This is a genomic window from Mesorhizobium sp. M7A.F.Ca.CA.002.05.1.1 (genome assembly GCF_003998335.1).
In the GTDB taxonomy this organism is placed as follows: Bacteria; Pseudomonadota; Alphaproteobacteria; order Rhizobiales; family Rhizobiaceae; genus Mesorhizobium.
In genome coordinates, this window is record NZ_RZQI01000026.1 from 1 (window position 1) to 16,926 (window position 16,926).

General features: G+C 64.8%; 17 protein-coding genes. 4 read left to right on the plus strand and 13 right to left on the minus strand.

Annotation, left to right across the window (positions count from 1 at the left end; genetic code table 11):
• The 5 genes from EN939_RS02820 to EN939_RS02840 form a co-directional block, all read right to left on the minus strand.
• A partial coding sequence (locus tag EN939_RS02820; protein ID WP_272483077.1) for a glycosyltransferase N-terminal domain-containing protein occupies window positions 1–575 on the minus strand: 575 nt, incomplete at its 3' end.
• The gene (locus EN939_RS02825) at window positions 572–1,363 is read right to left on the minus strand and encodes a lysophospholipid acyltransferase family protein (RefSeq protein WP_127266858.1); all 792 of its coding nucleotides are present in this window, start codon (window positions 1,361–1,363) and stop codon (window positions 572–574) included. The genes EN939_RS02825 and EN939_RS02820, both read right to left, overlap by 4 nt.
• Before the next feature lie 5 nt (window positions 1,364–1,368).
• Window positions 1,369–1,614, minus strand: a complete 246-nt coding sequence (locus tag EN939_RS02830; protein ID WP_027038609.1) for a DUF4170 domain-containing protein — start codon at window positions 1,612–1,614, stop codon at window positions 1,369–1,371.
• Between the two features lie 103 nt (window positions 1,615–1,717).
• On the minus strand, window positions 1,718–2,521 hold the full coding sequence (locus tag EN939_RS02835; RefSeq protein WP_127266859.1) for a 3'(2'),5'-bisphosphate nucleotidase CysQ: 804 nt from the start codon (window positions 2,519–2,521) through the stop codon (window positions 1,718–1,720).
• Window positions 2,508–3,851 carry a TldD/PmbA family protein gene (locus EN939_RS02840; protein ID WP_127266860.1) on the minus strand — a complete coding sequence of 448 codons (1,344 nt, stop codon included), beginning with the start codon at window positions 3,849–3,851 and terminating at the stop codon, window positions 2,508–2,510. Before EN939_RS02840 ends, EN939_RS02835 begins: the two co-directional genes overlap by 14 nt.
• A gap of 167 nt (window positions 3,852–4,018) precedes the next feature.
• On the opposite strand from EN939_RS02840, the gene EN939_RS02845 reads away from it, so the two are divergent.
• On the plus strand, window positions 4,019–4,435 hold the full coding sequence (locus EN939_RS02845) for a VOC family protein (protein WP_127266861.1): 417 nt from the start codon (window positions 4,019–4,021) through the stop codon (window positions 4,433–4,435).
• A 23-nt stretch (window positions 4,436–4,458) separates the two neighbouring features.
• On the opposite strand, the gene EN939_RS02850 is transcribed toward EN939_RS02845, so the two are convergent.
• Window positions 4,459–5,709 (minus strand): NAD(P)/FAD-dependent oxidoreductase, encoded by a 1,251-nt coding sequence (locus EN939_RS02850; protein ID WP_127266862.1) that lies wholly within the window; start codon window positions 5,707–5,709, stop codon window positions 4,459–4,461.
• 112 nt (window positions 5,710–5,821) lie between these two features.
• On the minus strand, window positions 5,822–6,862 hold the full coding sequence (gene epmA, locus EN939_RS02855; RefSeq protein WP_127266863.1) for an EF-P lysine aminoacylase EpmA: 1,041 nt from the start codon (window positions 6,860–6,862) through the stop codon (window positions 5,822–5,824).
• Between the two features lie 117 nt (window positions 6,863–6,979).
• Between epmA and efp the strand changes: the two genes are divergently transcribed.
• Window positions 6,980–7,549, plus strand: a complete 570-nt coding sequence (gene efp / locus EN939_RS02860) for an elongation factor P (RefSeq protein ID WP_027038615.1) — start codon at window positions 6,980–6,982, stop codon at window positions 7,547–7,549.
• A gap of 77 nt (window positions 7,550–7,626) precedes the next feature.
• On the opposite strand, the gene EN939_RS02865 is transcribed toward efp, so the two are convergent.
• Window positions 7,627–8,526, minus strand: a complete 900-nt coding sequence (locus EN939_RS02865; protein ID WP_127266864.1) for an HNH endonuclease — start codon at window positions 8,524–8,526, stop codon at window positions 7,627–7,629.
• Window positions 8,527–8,747: 221 nt separating this feature from the next.
• Between EN939_RS02865 and EN939_RS02870 the strand changes: the two genes are divergently transcribed.
• On the plus strand, window positions 8,748–9,290 hold the full coding sequence (locus EN939_RS02870) for a dihydrofolate reductase family protein (protein ID WP_127266865.1): 543 nt from the start codon (window positions 8,748–8,750) through the stop codon (window positions 9,288–9,290).
• A 42-nt stretch (window positions 9,291–9,332) separates the two neighbouring features.
• Here EN939_RS02870 and EN939_RS02875 read toward each other — a convergent pair whose 3' ends face one another.
• The 5 genes from EN939_RS02875 to EN939_RS02905 all read right to left on the minus strand — a co-directional run bounded on the left by EN939_RS02875 (window position 9,333) and on the right by EN939_RS02905 (window position 16,107).
• Window positions 9,333–10,202, minus strand: a complete 870-nt coding sequence (locus EN939_RS02875) for a patatin-like phospholipase family protein (protein WP_127266866.1) — start codon at window positions 10,200–10,202, stop codon at window positions 9,333–9,335.
• Window positions 10,203–10,475: 273 nt separating this feature from the next.
• Window positions 10,476–11,855 carry a M16 family metallopeptidase gene (locus EN939_RS02885; RefSeq protein WP_245465226.1) on the minus strand — a complete coding sequence of 460 codons (1,380 nt, stop codon included), beginning with the start codon at window positions 11,853–11,855 and terminating at the stop codon, window positions 10,476–10,478.
• A 190-nt stretch (window positions 11,856–12,045) separates the two neighbouring features.
• The gene (locus EN939_RS02895; RefSeq protein WP_127266867.1) at window positions 12,046–13,434 is read right to left on the minus strand and encodes a M16 family metallopeptidase; all 1,389 of its coding nucleotides are present in this window, start codon (window positions 13,432–13,434) and stop codon (window positions 12,046–12,048) included.
• Between the two features lie 139 nt (window positions 13,435–13,573).
• Window positions 13,574–14,128, minus strand: a complete 555-nt coding sequence (gene rsmD, locus EN939_RS02900) for a 16S rRNA (guanine(966)-N(2))-methyltransferase RsmD (protein ID WP_127266868.1) — start codon at window positions 14,126–14,128, stop codon at window positions 13,574–13,576.
• A complete protein-coding gene (locus EN939_RS02905; RefSeq protein WP_442919513.1) occupies window positions 14,125–16,107 on the minus strand; it encodes a pseudouridine synthase in 1,983 nt (660 codons plus the stop codon). Before EN939_RS02905 ends, rsmD begins: the two co-directional genes overlap by 4 nt.
• A gap of 578 nt (window positions 16,108–16,685) precedes the next feature.
• Between EN939_RS02905 and EN939_RS02910 the strand changes: the two genes are divergently transcribed.
• On the plus strand, window positions 16,686–16,926 hold a 241-nt coding region (locus EN939_RS02910; RefSeq protein ID WP_164750868.1), incomplete at its 3' end, for a nucleoside deaminase.

The following is a 16,926-nucleotide window of genomic DNA, read 5'->3' on the forward strand; positions in this document are numbered from 1 at the left end:
ACATCCGACTGCGCCACGACGTGAGCCAGGTTCTCGAACAACGCCTCGGCGATGTTGGCCCGTTTCTTCCACGACTTGAACGAGCGGTCGGAGAGCCTGCCATTGACCAGCACCTGCGGCACGCGGCGCGCGCCAAGCTCGAGGATGGTCATCGGCCAGATTTCGGATTCGGCGATGATCGCCAGATCCGGCTGCCAGTGATCGAGGAACCGGCTGACCGCCGGCTTGAGATCGAGCGGTACGTATTGGTGGATGATCCGGTCACCGAGACGCTCATCGGCGACCTGCGCCGAGGTGACCGTGCCGGTCGTCAGCACGATGTTGACGCCGTAGTCGAGAATGCTTTCGACCAGCGGCACGACGGCGATGGTCTCGCCGACGCTCGCGGCGTGGATCCAGATCACCGGCCCGTCGGGGCGCGCGCGTCCGGCGACGCCATAGCGCTCGCGGCGGCGGTAGCGGTCTTCCTTGCCGCGCGAGGTGCGCCAGGCAACATAGGGCCCGACCAGCGGATAGGCGGCCGCACCCGCGAAACGGTATGCCGACAGCATGGCTCGCGCCCAGCGGCCGCTCATCGCGGAGCATCCACGAGACGGTAGGCCTCGGCGGTCGCGGCATTGAGCGCGGTCGTCACTTCCTGGCGCTTGCGCTCCATTTCGGCCTCATCGGCGCCGGCCGCCACGAAGATCGGCTGACCGATGACGATCGACGAACGGCCGAACGGCAGGTTGATGGTGGTCTTGTCCCAGCTCTTCTCCAGTACCTTGCGGCGGCTGGTGGTGATGGCGACAGGCACAAGCGGCCGGCCCGAGAGGCGAGCCAGGAGAACGATACCAAGCCCTGCGTCTCGCGGCGTGCCGTGCGGAATATCTGCGATCATGGCGACGTTCTTGCCGACGGCGAGCGACTTTTTCAGGGCGATAAGCGCTTTTGCCCCGCCCTTGTCGAGATGCCTGGCATTTTCGCGCCCGCCGGAGCCGCGCACCGCCTCGATGCCGAATTTTTCCAGCATCAAGGCGTTGAGCTCGGCATCAGCGCTGCGCGAAACCATGGCGACCAGCGGCTTGCGCTTGGGGTAATAGGCTGGCGTCAGCAGATGCTGGCCATGCCACAAGGCGATGATGCCAGGCTCGAATTCGGTATAGGCACCGCCCGAAAACCGTGCCGATCCCTCGACGACGCGATTGGTGAGGCGCACGAAGCGCACGAACTGGGCGAACAGGCTGGCGATGGCGTTCTTGACGAATCGCGACTGCGCCAGCGGTTGGCGAATCTTGCGCCAGAAGGCCTTGGTCGTGCGGCTGCGTCCCCTGCCCGTGGGCGCGGCATCGCTTGCTGGCCCTTTCGCCAGGTCATGCTCCATCGAAGTCAACCGGCAACCTTGTTGTCGGGGTCCAGCAGCCGGTGCAGATGAACGACGAAGTAACGCATGTGGGCGTTGTCCACGCTGGCTTGCGCCTTGGCTTTCCACGCCGTGTGCGCGGATTGATAGTCCGGATAGATGCCGACGATATCGAGGCCCTCGAGATCGCGGAATTCGGTGCCGCCAAGCTTCTTGAGTTCGCCACCGAACACCAGATGCAAAAGCTGTTTCTTTCCGTCTTCCGCGGCCATGTCGGTCCTTCACATATCGTGAGTTTGTCACAGGTCTAGACCAAAGCCGCCAACTTTGGAACCTTTAGGGCGAGATGAATTCATCTCGCCGGGGAAAACGCCTTCACGCGTCCAGGCCGGCGATGACGCCGGCGAGCACGGCCAGCAATTCACCGCTGCCGGCAGCAAGGGCGCCGTGGCGGGTCACCTCGCCGGCATATAGTGGAGCGCGACCGTGCTGGTCGAGCAGCTGGCCGCCGGCCTCGCGCAGGATGAGGTCGGCCGCCGCAATATCCCAGTCATGCGCATTCGGCTTGACGAAAGTGGCATCCAGCGCGCCATTGGCGATCATCGCCAGCCGATAAGCCAGCGAAGGGCTGTAGGGCGCTCGCTTCAGCCGCGCCTGCCATTCGGCCGGCATCAGGTCGGTCAACTGCTTCAGCCCGGAAATCTCGGCTGTTTCCGCCAGCTTGCGAACCGCAATGCGCTTGCCGTTGCGGAAGGCGCCCTGGCCCGGCAGCGCCCAATAGGTTTCCTCCATCGCCGGGCATTCCAGCACGCCGGCCAGCGTACGGCCACGCTCGACGACGGCGACGCTGACGCACCAGGTGCGCTGGCCTTCCAGAAAACCGCGCGTGCCGTCGATCGGGTCGACGACGAAGGTGCGGCGTGCCGAAAGCCGGACCGGATCGTCGACGGTCTCTTCCGACAGCCAGCCATAATCCGGTCGCGCCGCCAGCAGCGTTTCGCGCAGGTAGGCGTCGGCGGCATGGTCGGCCTCGCTGACCGGCGATGTGCCGCCCTTCATCCAGACTTGCGGGCTGTTGCCGAAGTAGCGCATGGCGATGAGCCCCGCCTCGCGGGCGGCATCGCGCAGCAGCGGCAAATCTTCGGTGGCCCCGGCTATGGTGAGGTCATGCTCCGGCAAGGGTCATGCCTTCGATCAGGAGCGTTGGGGCGGCGGTGCCGAAATTACGGTCGAGGTCATCAGCCGGCACCATGTTGAGGAACATGGTTTTCAGGTTCGAGGCGATGGTGACCTCGGCGACCGGATAGGCCAGCTCGCCGTTCTCGATCCAGAAACCCGAGGCGCCACGGCTGTATTCGCCGGTGACCATGTCGACGCCCTGGCCGAACACCTCGGTGACATAGAAGCCGGTCTTGAGCGATCTGATCAGCTCTTCCGGCGACCGCTCGCCCGGCTCGATGGCGAGATTGGTGGAGGATGGCGTCACGGAAGAGCCGCCGCGGGCGCCGCGGCCGTTGGTGACGAGGCCCAGTTCCCTTGCGGCCGAGGTCGACAGGAACCAATGGTTGAGCACGCCCTTCTCGACCATCAACAGCTTTTCGCCTTCGACGCCTTCGCCGTCGAACGGCCGTGAGGCCTGGCCACGCAACCGGAGCGGCTCGTCGGTGACGGTGATGGCGGAGGCGGCCACCTGCTTGCCCATCATGTCACGCAGGAACGAGGTCTTGCGCGCGACCGAGGCGCCGTTGATGGCGCCGGCCAGATGGCCGGCGATGCCGCGCGCGACGCGTGGGTCCAACACCACGTCGACCGGCCCGGTCGCTGCCTTGCGCGCGCCGATGCGGCGCACCGCGCGTTCTCCGGCCTTGCGGCCGATGTCCTCGGGCGCATCGAGATCGGCAAAGTGCTGGCGCGATGAGAATTCATAGTCGCGCTCCATGCCGGTGCCCTCGCCGGCGATGACGCTGGCCGAGCGCGAGAACCGCGAGCCGACATAGTGGCCGAGGAAGCCGTGCGAGGTGGCCAGCACCAGGCCGCCGAGGCCGGCACCGGCGCTGGCGCCGGCCGAATTGGTCACGCCCTTGACGCCAAGCGCTGCCGCCTCCGCCGCCAATGCGGCTTCCTTCAACTGGTCGGCGGACACCTCGGTGGCGTCGAACAGATCGAGATCGCGTGTCTGTTTGGCCAGCAATGCCGGGTCGGCCAACCCCTGATAGGGATCCTCAGGCGAGACTCTCGCCATGGAAACAGCGCGTTCGGCCAGCGTTTTCGGGTCGGACGCCGCTGTCGCCGAGACACTCGCCACGCGGCCGCCGACGAAAACACGCAGCGCCACATCCTCGCTCTCGGAGGCTTCCGTAGCCTCGACCTTGCCGAGACGCACCGACACGCCGGTCGAGCGGCCGCGCACGGCCACCGCGTCGGCGGCATCGGCGCCGGCCTTTTTGGCAGCCTCGACCAGAGCCGCGACGCGGTCGGTCAATTTTGCTGCGTCTGATATATCGGTCATGCCTGAAATCCTGCTGGTGCGGCCGGTGTGCGGCCGTTGCCCACCCATCTATTGTTCCGGTCCGGCTTGTGCAATGGCATAGGCTTCAATCAAAATGCAGGGTGGGCGGTTCAAAACCGCGAACCCTGTGACGCAAAATGGGTTCGCAGCTTGCACGGAGCATTTCGATGACGCCTTTCCATCTCGCCTTCCCGGTCCGTGATCTCGATGAAACCCGCGTTTTCTATGGCGAGGTGCTGGGCTGTGCGATCGGCCGTTCATCGGCGACCTGGGTCGATTTCGACCTCTACGGCCACCAGATGTCGGCGCATCTGCGTCCGCAGGCCGCACAGGCCCCCAGTGACGGCAGGGTCGACGGCATTGTCGTGCCGATTCCGCATTTCGGCGCGGTGCTGCTGATGGACGACTGGCAGCGCCTGGCGACGCGGCTGGAGGCGCGCGACGACATCGACTGGCTGGAACGGCCGATGGTGCGTTTCAAGGGCGAACCCGGCGAACAGGCAACGCTGTTCATCCGCGACCCCTCGGGCAATGCCCTGGAATTCAAGGGTTTTCGCTCGCTGGAGCAGGTTTTCGCGCACTAACTCAGATCGAGGGCATCGGTCGATCAACGGCCGAAACGGCCCGCCGCGAAAGGTGCGAGCCGAGCCGGATCGCCGCGTCCGCCGATCAAGTCGGCGACCAGCCGCGCGGTGATCGGAGCCAGCGTCAGGCCGAGATGGCCGTGCCCGAAAGCATGAATTACGCGGGAGCTGCCGCGCGAAGCGCCGATGACCGGCCTGGAATCCGGCAGGGACGGCCGGAAGCCGAGCCATTGCGAGGCAGGCGAGCCGAGCCTGGGAAAAATTTGCCTGGCGCCACGGTCAAGCAGCGCCAGCCGGCGCGGATTTGGCGGCGCGACCAGGCCGCCGAGTTCGACGGTGCCGGCGACCCGCAAGCGGCCAGCCATCGGCGTCAGGTAGAAACCAAGATCGACGGGACAGACAGGTCGGTTGAGCAGCGGCGCGTCGGTCTGGAATTCCAGATGATAGCCGCGCTCGGTCTCGAGCGGAATCCTGTCGCCGGCCTGCGCGGCCAGTGCGCGCGACCGTGCACCGGCGGCGATCACCACCGTGCCAGCCTTGATGCGAACGCCGGGTCCGCTGAGCTGGACACCGTCAGCCTCGACCTGCAGTCCGGTGATCTCAGCCTGCTTCACCGATGCACCACGGGCACTCACCGCGCCCAGCAACCGCCGCATCACCATTGCCGGATCGGTGACATTGATCGAGTCGGGAAAATACACGCCATGCGCTGCTGTCGCCGGCAGGCCCGGCTCAAGCGCCGCCACCTCTTCGGGAGTCAGCACCTCTTGGTGGATGCCAAACCCAGCGCGCATTGCCCGGCCGCCGGCGCCAGCGGCAAAATCGCTCTCGCGGCGATAGAGGTAAAGACAGCCATTGCGGCGCAGCTGGTCCTCCAGCCCGGCCTCCCCGATCATGTCTTCCCAGGCCGGAAGGGCGTCGGCCAGCAGTCCGGCGAGCGCCAGCGCATTGGCCTGGGTCGCCGCCGGCAGCGATTGCCGCACGAATTGAACCAGCCAGGGCGCCAGTTGCAGCAGTGCCGGCCAGCGCAGCGAAAACGGACTGTCGGGATCAAGCAGCAACTTTGGCAGCGCGCGCAGCACGGCTGGACTGCCGACCGGCATACAGGCGTATTCGGCGATCGTTCCGGCATTGCCTGATGAGGCGCCGGAGCCCGGCTCATGGGGATCGATGAGCAGGACTTCGCGGCCGTCCGCGACAAGGCGAAGTGCCGTCGCCAGCCCGACAACTCCGGCGCCGACAATGGCGATTTCGACCGTTTCAGAAGCAGCCACTGTAGATCTTCCCGATTGACCGTGAATCCAGTACCGATCATGTGGTCTCTTGGTTCGGGGTCACGGTCCAGTCTTGATCCCTGGAATCGAATAGGCCAGATCTTTCCGCGCCTCAGGCAACAGGCGTCCAGATCACGTCCTCGATTTTTTGCGCGCCGGTGGCCAGCATCGCCAGCCGGTCGAAGCCGAGCGCGATGCCGCTGGCCGGCGGCATGATGGCAAGGGCGGCGAGGAAATCCTCGTCCAGCGGATAGCGCTCGCCATAGATGCGCTGCTTCTCGTCCATCTCGATGACGAAGCGCCGGCGCTGCTCGTCGGCGTCGGTCAGTTCGCCAAAGCCGTTGGCGAGTTCGACGCCGCAGCAATAGAGCTCGAAACGCTCCGCCACGCGCGGGTCGCGTGGGCTCGGCCGTGCCAGTGCCGCCTCGGCCACCGGATATTCGCACAGGATGGTCGTTCGTCCCTGCCCGAGGAATGGCTCGATTTTTTCCACCATCACCCGGCTGAACAGGTCGGCCCAGCTGTCGTCGGGCGCGGTACGCATGCCGGCCCGGATCAAGGCGGCGTATAGCGCGTCGCGATCGGTGCTCCCGTCGGCGGCGACCGTGGCCAGCAGATCGATGCCGGAATAGTGGGTGAAGGCGTCCGCCACCGTCAGCCGTTCCGGCTCGGCGAACGGATCGCAGTCGCGGCCCCGGAAAGAGAAAAGAGTCGCCCCTGCCCTTGTAGCGGCCAGCGCCAGGAAGGCCGCGCAATCCAGCATCAGGCTCTCATAGGCTTCGCCCACCCGATACCATTCGAGCATGGTGAATTCGGGATGGTGCAAGGCGCCGCGCTCGCGGTTGCGGTAGACCGGACCGAAGCTGAAAATCCTGACTTCACCGGCGGCGAGCAGCTTCTTGCAGGCGAATTCCGGCGAGGTGTGGAGATAGAGCGGCGCCCTTGCGCCGTCCGGCCCGACCGCTTCGGTGGCGAAAGCCGCCAGATGCGCCTCGTTGCCGGGCGAAATCTGCAGGGCCGCCGTCTGCACCTCGACGAAATCATGGGCGGCGAACCAGTCGCGCAAGCTGGCGGCGATGCCGTTGCGCAGCATCAGCCGCGGGCGGCGGTCGGCATGAACGTCAGGCGTCCACCAGGGCGAAGCTTCGGTCATGCGGCTCGGATCATGGTGGAAGGGGGCTGGCGGCGGCGGCCAAGATGCGGTAGGCCCCCATCCAGCGCCGCACAAGCCGGCAAACGCCAGTCAACTCTTCTTGCAGGATTTAAAACCGTGGTGAAAGTCATCGCCAGTTCGCTCCGCAAAGGCAACGTCGTCGACAAGGACGGCAAGCTTTATGTGATCCTCTTTGCCGAAAACATCCACCCAGGCAAGGGCACGCCTGTAACGCAGCTCGACATGCGCCGCATCGGCGACGGGGTGAAAGTTTCGGAGCGCTACCGCACCACCGAACAGGTGGAGCGCGCCTATGTGGAAGAGCGCGAGCATACCTTCCTCTATCGCGACGGCGAAGGCTTTCATTTCATGAACCCGGAAAGCTACGACCAGGTCGCGGTGTCGGAAGCCGTGGTCGGCGACATGGCGCCTTACCTGCTGGAAGGCATGGCCGTGCAGGTGTCGCAGTTCAACGGCATTGCCATTTCCCTGGTGCTGCCGCAGCGCGCCACCTTCGAAGTGGTGGAAACCGAGCCGACGACCAAGGGCCAGACGGCCTCGTCATCCTACAAGCCGGCCGTGCTGTCCAACGGCGTGCGCACCCTGGTGCCGCCGCACATCGCGCCGGGCACCCGCGTGGTGGTGATGACGGCCGATGGCGCTTATGTGGAGCGGGCGAAGGACTGAGGGGGGCTCTTCCCGCTTAAAGGAGGCCCGTAAGCAAAGCCTTCCCATGGACAGGCGGGGCAGCTTCGAGACACCGCCTATTGCTTGAAACAGTGCTCGCGATGCCATTGCAAGAAATGAGGATGCGGGCGTTCGAGCTGTCGGCGAGGCGGAAGCGCGCGGCGCGTCCTGTTTATGAAGCCCTGCACGCTGTCGAAGTCATTGACCTGTCTGGAGATCAGGATTTCCAAATCGTCCGACAGGCTGATCAATCCACGGTCGAACATCCAATGCGCAGTGCCGGACAGTGCGATCCCATTGTTGACGACATCAGGCCCGTCCGCCTCAACCGGTCGAATATGTGCGGCAGAAACCTCTGCTCGGCCTCCGCCATTTATCAGCTTGAGACCTGTGATCGCGCAGCGCTCGTCATAGGCACGTAAGACGACTCGACGAAAAATGCGGTCCCGCACGATTCGCGATCCGATGTAGCTTACGCGATCACGACTCTGCTCGAATTCGAATGGCGCCTGCTCATCCTGAAAGCCGGCAGATATGCCGACCTCATCAACGCGCGGCAGCAACAACTCATTCGTATCCAGGCCCAGATCGATGATCCGGTTGAAGTCACTTGGGCTGAGTGCGCGGACGGCAGATTGGGCGCGGCCAGAAATCCGTCCCTCATCATTGAGCAGGCCTCGTTCGACGGGACCATCAGATCCGCTAAATGGAACAGGATTGACGAAATCGAGGTAGCTTCCGGGCTCAATCAGCGCGAGATACATGTCAGGCGTTACCGGATCGGGGATGATCTGCTGGACTTTCGCTACAGCGTAATAGCCCCGTGTATCGTTTACCTTGCTGGGCTCGTAGTAGATAATCCACTTGCCGACACACGCTTCAACGCGGCGCAGATACGGGCGAGGAAACTGGTATTGCTCTGCGGGGCGATCGTTGTATCGCGAATCCGAGCGATGAATGAAAACCCCGAATCCCATGAATCTTCCTGCAATGCGTTCTTGGGAATAACTACTCAGATGTGGCATCAAAATCCGAACTTTGGGGTTTAGTCCAGGCGCGGTCGCACTTCCCCATGGCATCGGTCCTTCGCAGCCTCGCGCTGAAGCGCCACACTACAACGAAGCGCAGCAATATATTTCGCGAAGCCTGTCACAAAGCGCCCACCCGGTTCGTCCTTTGACAGAAGAAGGAGAGCGCTATGCCAAAACTTATCGTCACCGAATTCATCAGCGTCGATGGCATTGCCGAGGTCGAGAAGCTGCCCAGCGTGACCTGGAACGACGAGATGAACAGGTTCAAGGAGGACGAGCTTGCCGACAGCGGCGCCATGCTTTTGGGGCGCACGACCTATGAGATCTTTGCCGGCTCCTGGCCAACGGAAACCGGAGATTTTGCCGACCGGTTCAACGCGCTGCCGAAATATGTCGCCTCAAACAGCCTGAAGGCGCTCGACTGGAAGCCGGCCGAATTGCTGAAAGGGCCTCTGCCGGAAGCGGTCAGGACGCTGAAGCAAGGCAGCGGCGGCAACATCTACGTGCATGGTAGCCTCAGCGTCGCGCAGGAATTGCTGCGCCACGGCCTGGTCGACCGCGTCAGGCTGCTCAGCTATCCAGGCACCGTCGGCCAGGGCAAGCCGCTATTCCCAATCGGTGAGCCGGTGGCGCTCGACCTGATTTCCGCAAAGCCGTTTAGCAACGGCGTGGTGGCGCTAGAGTATGCGCCGATGACGGCTAAGTCATAAGACGGTTGGGCTCTCTCCTCTCAGGTGAAGGAAAGATGCACTTCACCCGACCTGCTTCCCCCGCCTCCCCTTGATGGCGGCGCTATTCCTCGCCTCAACCACCTTCTCAACCTGCCGCTTCAGCTCATCCTTGATATCGACCGTCTCGTTCATCAAAGCGTCGATCTTCAGGAAATCGAGGACGCGGTATCTCGACACTGCCGGGCGGACCAGGATGTCGGGGCGGCATTGTTTCAGCTTGTTGGCGGTGATCGACTGCATCATCAGTTGGGTGGCGCCGAACATCAGGTCGACGGAGGTCGGCTGTTTGCGGTCGGCCTCTTCCGGCGCGCCGACCACGTCGACGCCGATGATGATGTCGGCGTCGTTTTCGATCAGGTCGAACGGCACGGGGTTGTAAATGCCGCCGTCGATCAGCAGCCTGCCGTCGCGCGTCACCGGCCGGAACACGGCGGGGATGGCCGCCGAGGCCGCCAGCGCCGAGTGCAGGTCGCCGTCTTCGAAGACAGCCAGCTTGTGGCCGAAATAGTCGGGCGCCGTCACCTTCAGCGGGATTTGCAGCTCGGCGAAGGTCTCGGGAATGGCTTCGGGCAGAAAGGCTTTCAGGATGCGCTCGACGTTGAACTGGCTGACGCGGATGCCGCCCTGCATGGCTTCGGCGATGGTGCCCGGCGGCGCCCGCCACATGCGGCTCGCCACTTGGGCGCGGCGGCCGAGGATCGAGCGGGCATAGTCGTGGATGTCCTTGCCGGTCATGCCCGATGCCATGCCGGCGCCCATGATGGCACCGATCGACGAGCCGGCAATCGCCACCGGCTTGATGCCCAACTCGTCCAGCGCCTCGATGACATGAATATGCGCCAGCCCGCGCGCGCCACCGCCGCCGAAGGCTATACCGAAGCTAGGCGCCATGGTGCGCGGCTCCTGCCTCGTTTCTGGCCGGCGACGGAGACCGCCAATTGTTGAAGTTGGCGCCGCCCCTCACCTGCCTGCCGGCATCCTCTCCCCGTATAGTGACGGGGAGAAGGGTGCTGCCATCGCCGATTTCGCCAATCACAAACGTTGCAAGATGGGCGCCGAGATTGCGGCCAGCCCCCTTCTCCCCGTCACTATACGGGGAGAAGTGCCCGGCAGGGCGATGAGAGGCAGCGCCGGCGTTCGGAAAAGAGAAATGCGCGCCGGGGCTCATCCCTTGCCGGCCCCGGCCAGTTTCGGTCCGATGACCATGATGGTCGGCTCGGTCGACAGCAGCTTCTTCGCCGCCGCCTTGACCTGGTCGAGCGTCACCGCGTTGATGTAGCCGGCGCGGCGCTGCATGTAGTCGATGCCGAGATCGTCGAGCTGCAGTTCGACCAGTGTCGCGGCGATGGCGCTGGACGAGTCCAGATTGTTGATGGCGTAGGCGCCGATCATGTATTTCTTGGTGGCCGCCAGTTCCGCTTCGGTCGGGCCTTCTTCGGCCAGTCGCTTGACCACATCGCGGATGATGCCCAGCGTTTCGGACGCGCGGTCGGAGCGGGTGCCGGTGCTGACGATCAGCGCGCTGGCGTGGTCCTGGTTGATGAGCGAGGAGTTGACGCTGTAGGCCAGCCCGCGCTTCTCGCGCACCTCCTGGAACAGGCGCGAGGTGAAGGTGCCGCCGCCAAGAATCTCGTTCATCAGCACGGCGGGGAAGAAATCCGCCGCCTTGCGCTTCACGCCGGGAAAAGCGAGCTGCAGGGAGGTCTGCGGCAGGTCGTAGTCGACCTCGATATGCTGCGCCAGCTTCGGGTCGATATCGGCCACTGGCCTCAGCGCCTGGTTTTGCGGCAGGTCGCCGAACACCATGTCGAGCTTCTTCTTCAGCGTCTCCGCGTCGATGGCGCCGACAACGGCGACCCGCAGCCCGCCGCGCGCGAACACCGCTTTGTGCGAGGCATTGAGATCATCGCGCGTGATGGTGGCGATGCTTTCCTTGGTGCCCTGGTCGGAGCGGGAATAGGGATGATCGCCATAAAGCGCTCGCGCCCATTTGTTCTGCGCCACCGTGTCGGGATCGTTTTCGCCGGCGATGATGCCGGACAGGATCTGGGAGCGGATGCGGTCAATCGGCAGCTGGTCGAAGCGCGGCTCGTTGACCGCCAGCCGCAACAGGTCGAATGCCTGGTCGCGCTGCTCGGCCAGCATGCGCATCGAGCCGTAGATGCCGTCGCGGCTCTCGTCGAAGCTCATTTCGGCGCCGGCATCGTCGAGCTTGATCTGGAAGTCTTCACTGTCGAGCGGGCCGGCGCCTTCGTCGAACAGGCCGGTCATCAGATTGGCCAGCCCTTCCTTGCCGACCGGATCCTGCGTCGAGCCGCCGCCGAAGACGAAGCGGATGGCGACAACCGGCACGGAATAGTCCTCGACCAGCCAGGCGGTGATGCCCTTTGGCGAGGTGACGGACTGGATGTCCATGGCCCGCGCGGTGAGTGCCGGCAGGATGAGGAAGAGGATGGAGAGAAGTAAAGTGATCAGCGGGGCGATGGCGCGGCTCGGGGTGGTCGTTCCAAACGAACAATTGTCGAAGTCGGCGCCGCCCCTCATCGCCCTGCCGGGCACTTCTCCCCGTATAGTGACGGGGAGAAGGAGGCTGGCCGCAACCTCGGCGTCCGTCTTGCAACCATGGTGATTGGCGAAACCGGCGATGACGGCGCCCCTCTCCCCGTCACTGTACGGGGAGAGGATGCCGGCAGGCAGGTGGGGGGCAGCGCCAACGCTCGATCTCTTCATCAAATCAATTCCCCGCCTGTTGCTGCGGCAAGAGATAGCCGGTGGTCGACCGGGCGAGCACGAGATAGTGCGCGGCGACGGCCTTGACCTCGTCTGTCGTGACCTTGCGGATGCGGTCCGTCCACTGCTGGACGTCCTGCACATTGCCGCCGGTGGCCAGCGTCGAGCCGTAGATGTTGGCCATGGAATCCTGCTTGTCGCGGGCAAAGGTCATCGACCTGACATAGCGGTCCTTGGCCTTTTCCAGCTCCGATGGCGTGACGCCATCCTTGACGATGCGCACCACTTCGGCATCGACCGCCGCTTCGACGTCGGAGATTTTAGCATCGCCGCGCGGCGCGCCATAGACGGTGAAGTTGGTGTCGTCGAGCATGGTGCCCTGGAAAAAGGCGCCGGCGCTGGATGCGATACCTTGCTGGACGACGAGCGCCTGGTAGAGCCGGCTGCGATTGCCGCCGCCGAGGATCTCCGCCAAGAGGTCGAGCGCTTCCGCCTCGCCCGGCTTGCCTGTGTGATAGGACGGCACCACCCATTGGGTGGAAAAGCTCGGCACGCTGACGCGGGCATCGGCGAGCGTCACCGTGCGCTTGGTGTTCTGCTCCGGCTCGACCGGACGGATGCGCGGCGGCAGATCGGGGCCGCGCGCCACCTTGCCATAGGTCTTTTCGGCCAGCGCCCGCACCGTGTCCGGGTCGACATCGCCGGCAACGATCAGCACCGCGTTGTTGGGCCGGTAATATTTGTCATAGAAGGCGACAGCGTCGGCGCGGTTCAGCTGCTGCATCTCCTGCATCCAGCCGATGACCGGGATGCGATAGGGCTGGTTCTGCCACAGCGTCGCATCGACCTCCTCGTCCAGCACGGCCTCGGGGCTGTTGTCGATGCGCGAGCGGCGCTCCTCGAGGATGACATCGCGCTCGGTCTTGATGACATCGTCGGTGAGGATGAGGTTGCGCATGCGATCGGCCTCGAAGCTCATCATCAGCTCGAGCGCCGACGGCGCCACCGTCTCGTGGAAGGCGGTGTAGTCGTAAGAGGTGAAGGCGTTGTTGGAGCCGCCGATATCGGAGATGGCGCGGTCGAACTCGCCCGCCGCATGGTTGGTCGTCGCCTTGAACATCAGATGTTCGAAGAAATGCGCAATGCCGGATTTGCCGGGCGGCTCGTCGGCGCTGCCGATCTTGTACCAGACCATATGGGTGACGATCGGCGCACGGTGGTCGGGAATGACGACCACCTCCATGCCGTTGTCGAGCAGGAAATCCGTGACCTTGAACTCGGCCGGAACCGTGTTGGGCAAGACGGGGCTCTCGGCCAGCACCGGGCTGGTCATGACAAAAGCCAAAGAGGACGCCAACAGCGTTCCGCGCAGCCATTCAATCGTGGATGTCATCAACGGCTCCGGTTCTGTCTGCAGACGATAGGCAAGGTACTGGCGACAAGCAAAGTTAATTGTTGGTCATTTTAGAGGCGGAGCTCGGTTCCTCGCCCCCGTGAAGCGGGGGAGAGGAACCGCCAATCGCGAAGGCGTATCAGGCCGCCTCGATAAAGCGGATGACGGTCTCGCCATAGTTGCGCTCGTCCAGCACGGAAAAGCCGGGGCCCGGCTCGAAGGGCGCCACTGCCGCCTCTTCGACCACGCACAGCGCGCCAGGGCGAAGCCAGCCGCCGGCTTTCGCCGACTGCAAGGCGCGCTCGCCAAGGCCCTTGCCATAGGGCGGGTCGGCAAAGACGAGGCCGAACGGCGCCAGCGTGCCCGCTTCGCCAAGGCCGGTGGCATCGCGGCGGAAGATCTTGGTGCGGCCGGTCAGGCCGAAGGCTTCGACATTGTCGCGGATCAGGCCACGGCCTTCGGCCGATTCCTCGATGAAGACGCCGTAGGAGGCACCGCGCGACAGCGCCTCGAGCCCCAGCGCACCGGTGCCGGCGAACAGGTCGAGCACGCGCGCGCCGTCCAATTGCGCGGCAAAGCGATGCGCCAGCACGTTGAAGACCGCCTCGCGGGTGCGATCGGTCGTCGGACGAATGGCGCTCGAGCGCGGCGTCGCCAGCGGACGCCCGCGAAACTCACCACCGACGATTCTCATCTCGCTTTGGGGCCTCGGGGACCATTGCGCGGACGCTCACCGCCGCCAGCCCCGCCCGGACGTTCGCCTCTCGGCTTGCCGAACGGTCTTGCACCGGCGGGTTTGCCATAAGACGGCTTGAACGATGCCTTGCGCGCCTTGGCTTCAGCCGCCTTGGCGGCATCGGCGTCGGCCCTGCCCTTGCCGATCGGCCGCGCGCCCGGTGCCATCCAGACATTGGCCTTGCGCTGGCCGGGCGGCTCGATCGGCCGCTGCTCGCGCTCGGACTTTTTGCCACCGCCCGGCTTGCCGCCAAAAGCACCACGCGGCTTGTCGCCGAAGCCACCGCGCGGCAATTTTGGCGACAAACCGCGCGGCTTGTCGCCAAAGCTGCGTTCGGGGCGCGGGCCGCGTTCGCCAAAACTCTTCTCCGCGCTTCTGTCGGGACTTGTCGACAGTTTGCCCAGCGCCTCGTCGCGGCTGCCTTCGCGGCGCTTGCGGTTCTTGATCAAACCGCCCTCGCCGATCGGGCGGCGCTCACCGTCGCGGGTGAATTTCGGCCGCTCCGGCTCCGGCTCGCGAACTTCGGTGCGCCGCACCGGCTTGTTGGAAAACGGCTTGGTGACATCGGCGTCGAAATTGGCGCCGGATTCCTCGACCAGGCGCTCGCCGAGTTGGTCACGCAGAACCCTGCCCTTGATCTCGAGCACATGGCCCTCGGCGAGGTCATCGAGCTGGAACGGCCCGTAGGAGATGCGGATCAGCCGCGTCACGTCGAGGCCGAGCGAGCCAAGAATGTTTCTGACTTCGCGGTTCTTGCCCTCGCGCAGGCCGATCGTCAGCCAGGCATTGGTGCCTTGCTCACGGTCGAGCGTCGCTTCGATGGCACCGTAGAACACGCCGTCGACGGCAATGCCTTCACGCAGGCCGGCAAGCGCGCTTTCCTCGACCTTGCCGTGGACGCGCACGCGATAGCGGCGCAGCCAGCCGGTGGCCGGCAGTTCGAGCACGCGCGAGAGGCCGCCATCATTGGTGAGCAGCAGCAGGCCTTCGGTGTTGATGTCGAGCCGGCCGATGGTCATCAGCCGCGGCAATTCAGCCGGCAGCACGTCGAAGACGGTCTTGCGGCCCTCGGGATCGCGGTTGGTGGTGACGACGCCGGCCGGCTTGTGGAACAGGAACAGCCGGGTGCGCTCGATCGGCGGGATTTCCATGCCGTCGAGATGGATGATGTCATCAGGCATGACGTTGAAGGCCGGCGAAGTCAGGGCGCGGCCATTGACCTTGACGCGGCCGGCGGCGATCAGCTCCTCGGCATCGCGGCGCGAGGCCAGGCCGGCGCGGGCCAGCCGCTTGGCGATGCGCTCGCCTGCCTCTTCCGCGCCCTCGGCGGGACGCGGGCGCGGCTTGAAGCTGCCGCCTGACGCGCCTTGCGGCCGATCGTTGAAATCCCGCTTCGGGCGATCGCCGAAATCGCGCTTGGGGCGGTCGACGAAGTCACGCTTCGGCCGATCGCTGGCGTCGCGCGGCGCGCGGTCACTGAAATCACGCTTAGGACGGTCGAAACGCTTTTCGCCGCCCGCTGCCGCCGCAGCCGGCCGGTCGCCCCGCGGTGCATAGGGCTTGCGCGGCCCCTCGCGCTTTTCATAGGGCTTGCGCTCGCCTTCGGCGGCCACCGGGCGATCGCCACGGGGCGCATAAGGCTTGCGCGGCCCCTCGCGCTTTTCATAGGGCTTGCGCTCGCCTTCGGCGGCCATCAGCCGGTCGCCGCGCGGTGCATAAGGCTTGCGCGGCCCCTCGCGCTTTTCATAGGGCTTGCGCTCGCCTTCGGCGGCCACCGGGCGATCGCCGCGCGGTGCATAAGGCTTGCGCGGCCCCTCGCGCTTTTCAAAAGGCTTGCGCTCGCCTTCGGCGGCCACCGGGCGATCGCCGCGCGGTGCGTAGGGCTTGCGTGGTCCTTCGCGCTTCTCATACGGTTTGCGCTCACCCTCGGCGGCCATCGGGCGGTCGCCGCGCGGTGCGTAGGGCTTGCGCGGCCCTTCGCGCTTCTCAAAAGGCTTGCCTTCGGGACGCGGGCCTTTGCTGAAAGGCTTGTCCCCGCCCTTGAAATCGCGCTTCGGCCGCTCGCCATCGGCAGCCATCGGCCGATCGCCACGCGGTGCGTAAGGTTTCTTGGCGCCAAAGGACGGCTTGCCGCCCTTGCCCGCGGCGCCATCACGGCTGCGCGGTCCCGCGGCTTTCGGCCCACTCTTGGCCGGACCGTTCCTGGGTCGGAATTTCTTGTCGTTGTCGTCCATGTGGCCTTTATCCGTTTGCGCTGCTACAGCGTGGCGCATCCTTTCGGGCGCGCAACGAACGCTGTAGCACTTTTGATGTGGCGCATGATCATTTTCGAAAACCGAGTCCCGATTTTCGAGGTCCTGCGCTCAATAACAGGATCACTGGAGTTTGTCAGGGAAAAGTGGAGACCGGTTTTTCCAAAAAGACAAACGAAAATCAAAAGCCTGGAGCAAGTGCGGTTCATTCGAAACGAACTTGCTCCGTCAGGTGGCGAGGAGATAATCGGAGTGGAAATCGCGTGAAGCGGCCCGATTTCATGGCGCTGGCACTGAAGGAGGCCGAGGCTGCCGCCTTGCGAGGCGAAGTGCCGGTCGGCGCCGTCATCGCCAATGGCGCTGGTGTTGTCGCCAGCGCCGGCAACCGCACACGCGAACTTGCCGACCCGACCGCGCATGCCGAGATGCTGGTCATCCGCGAAGCTTGCCGCAAACTGTCGGCCGAGCGGCTGACCGGCCATGATCTCTATGTGACGCTGGAAC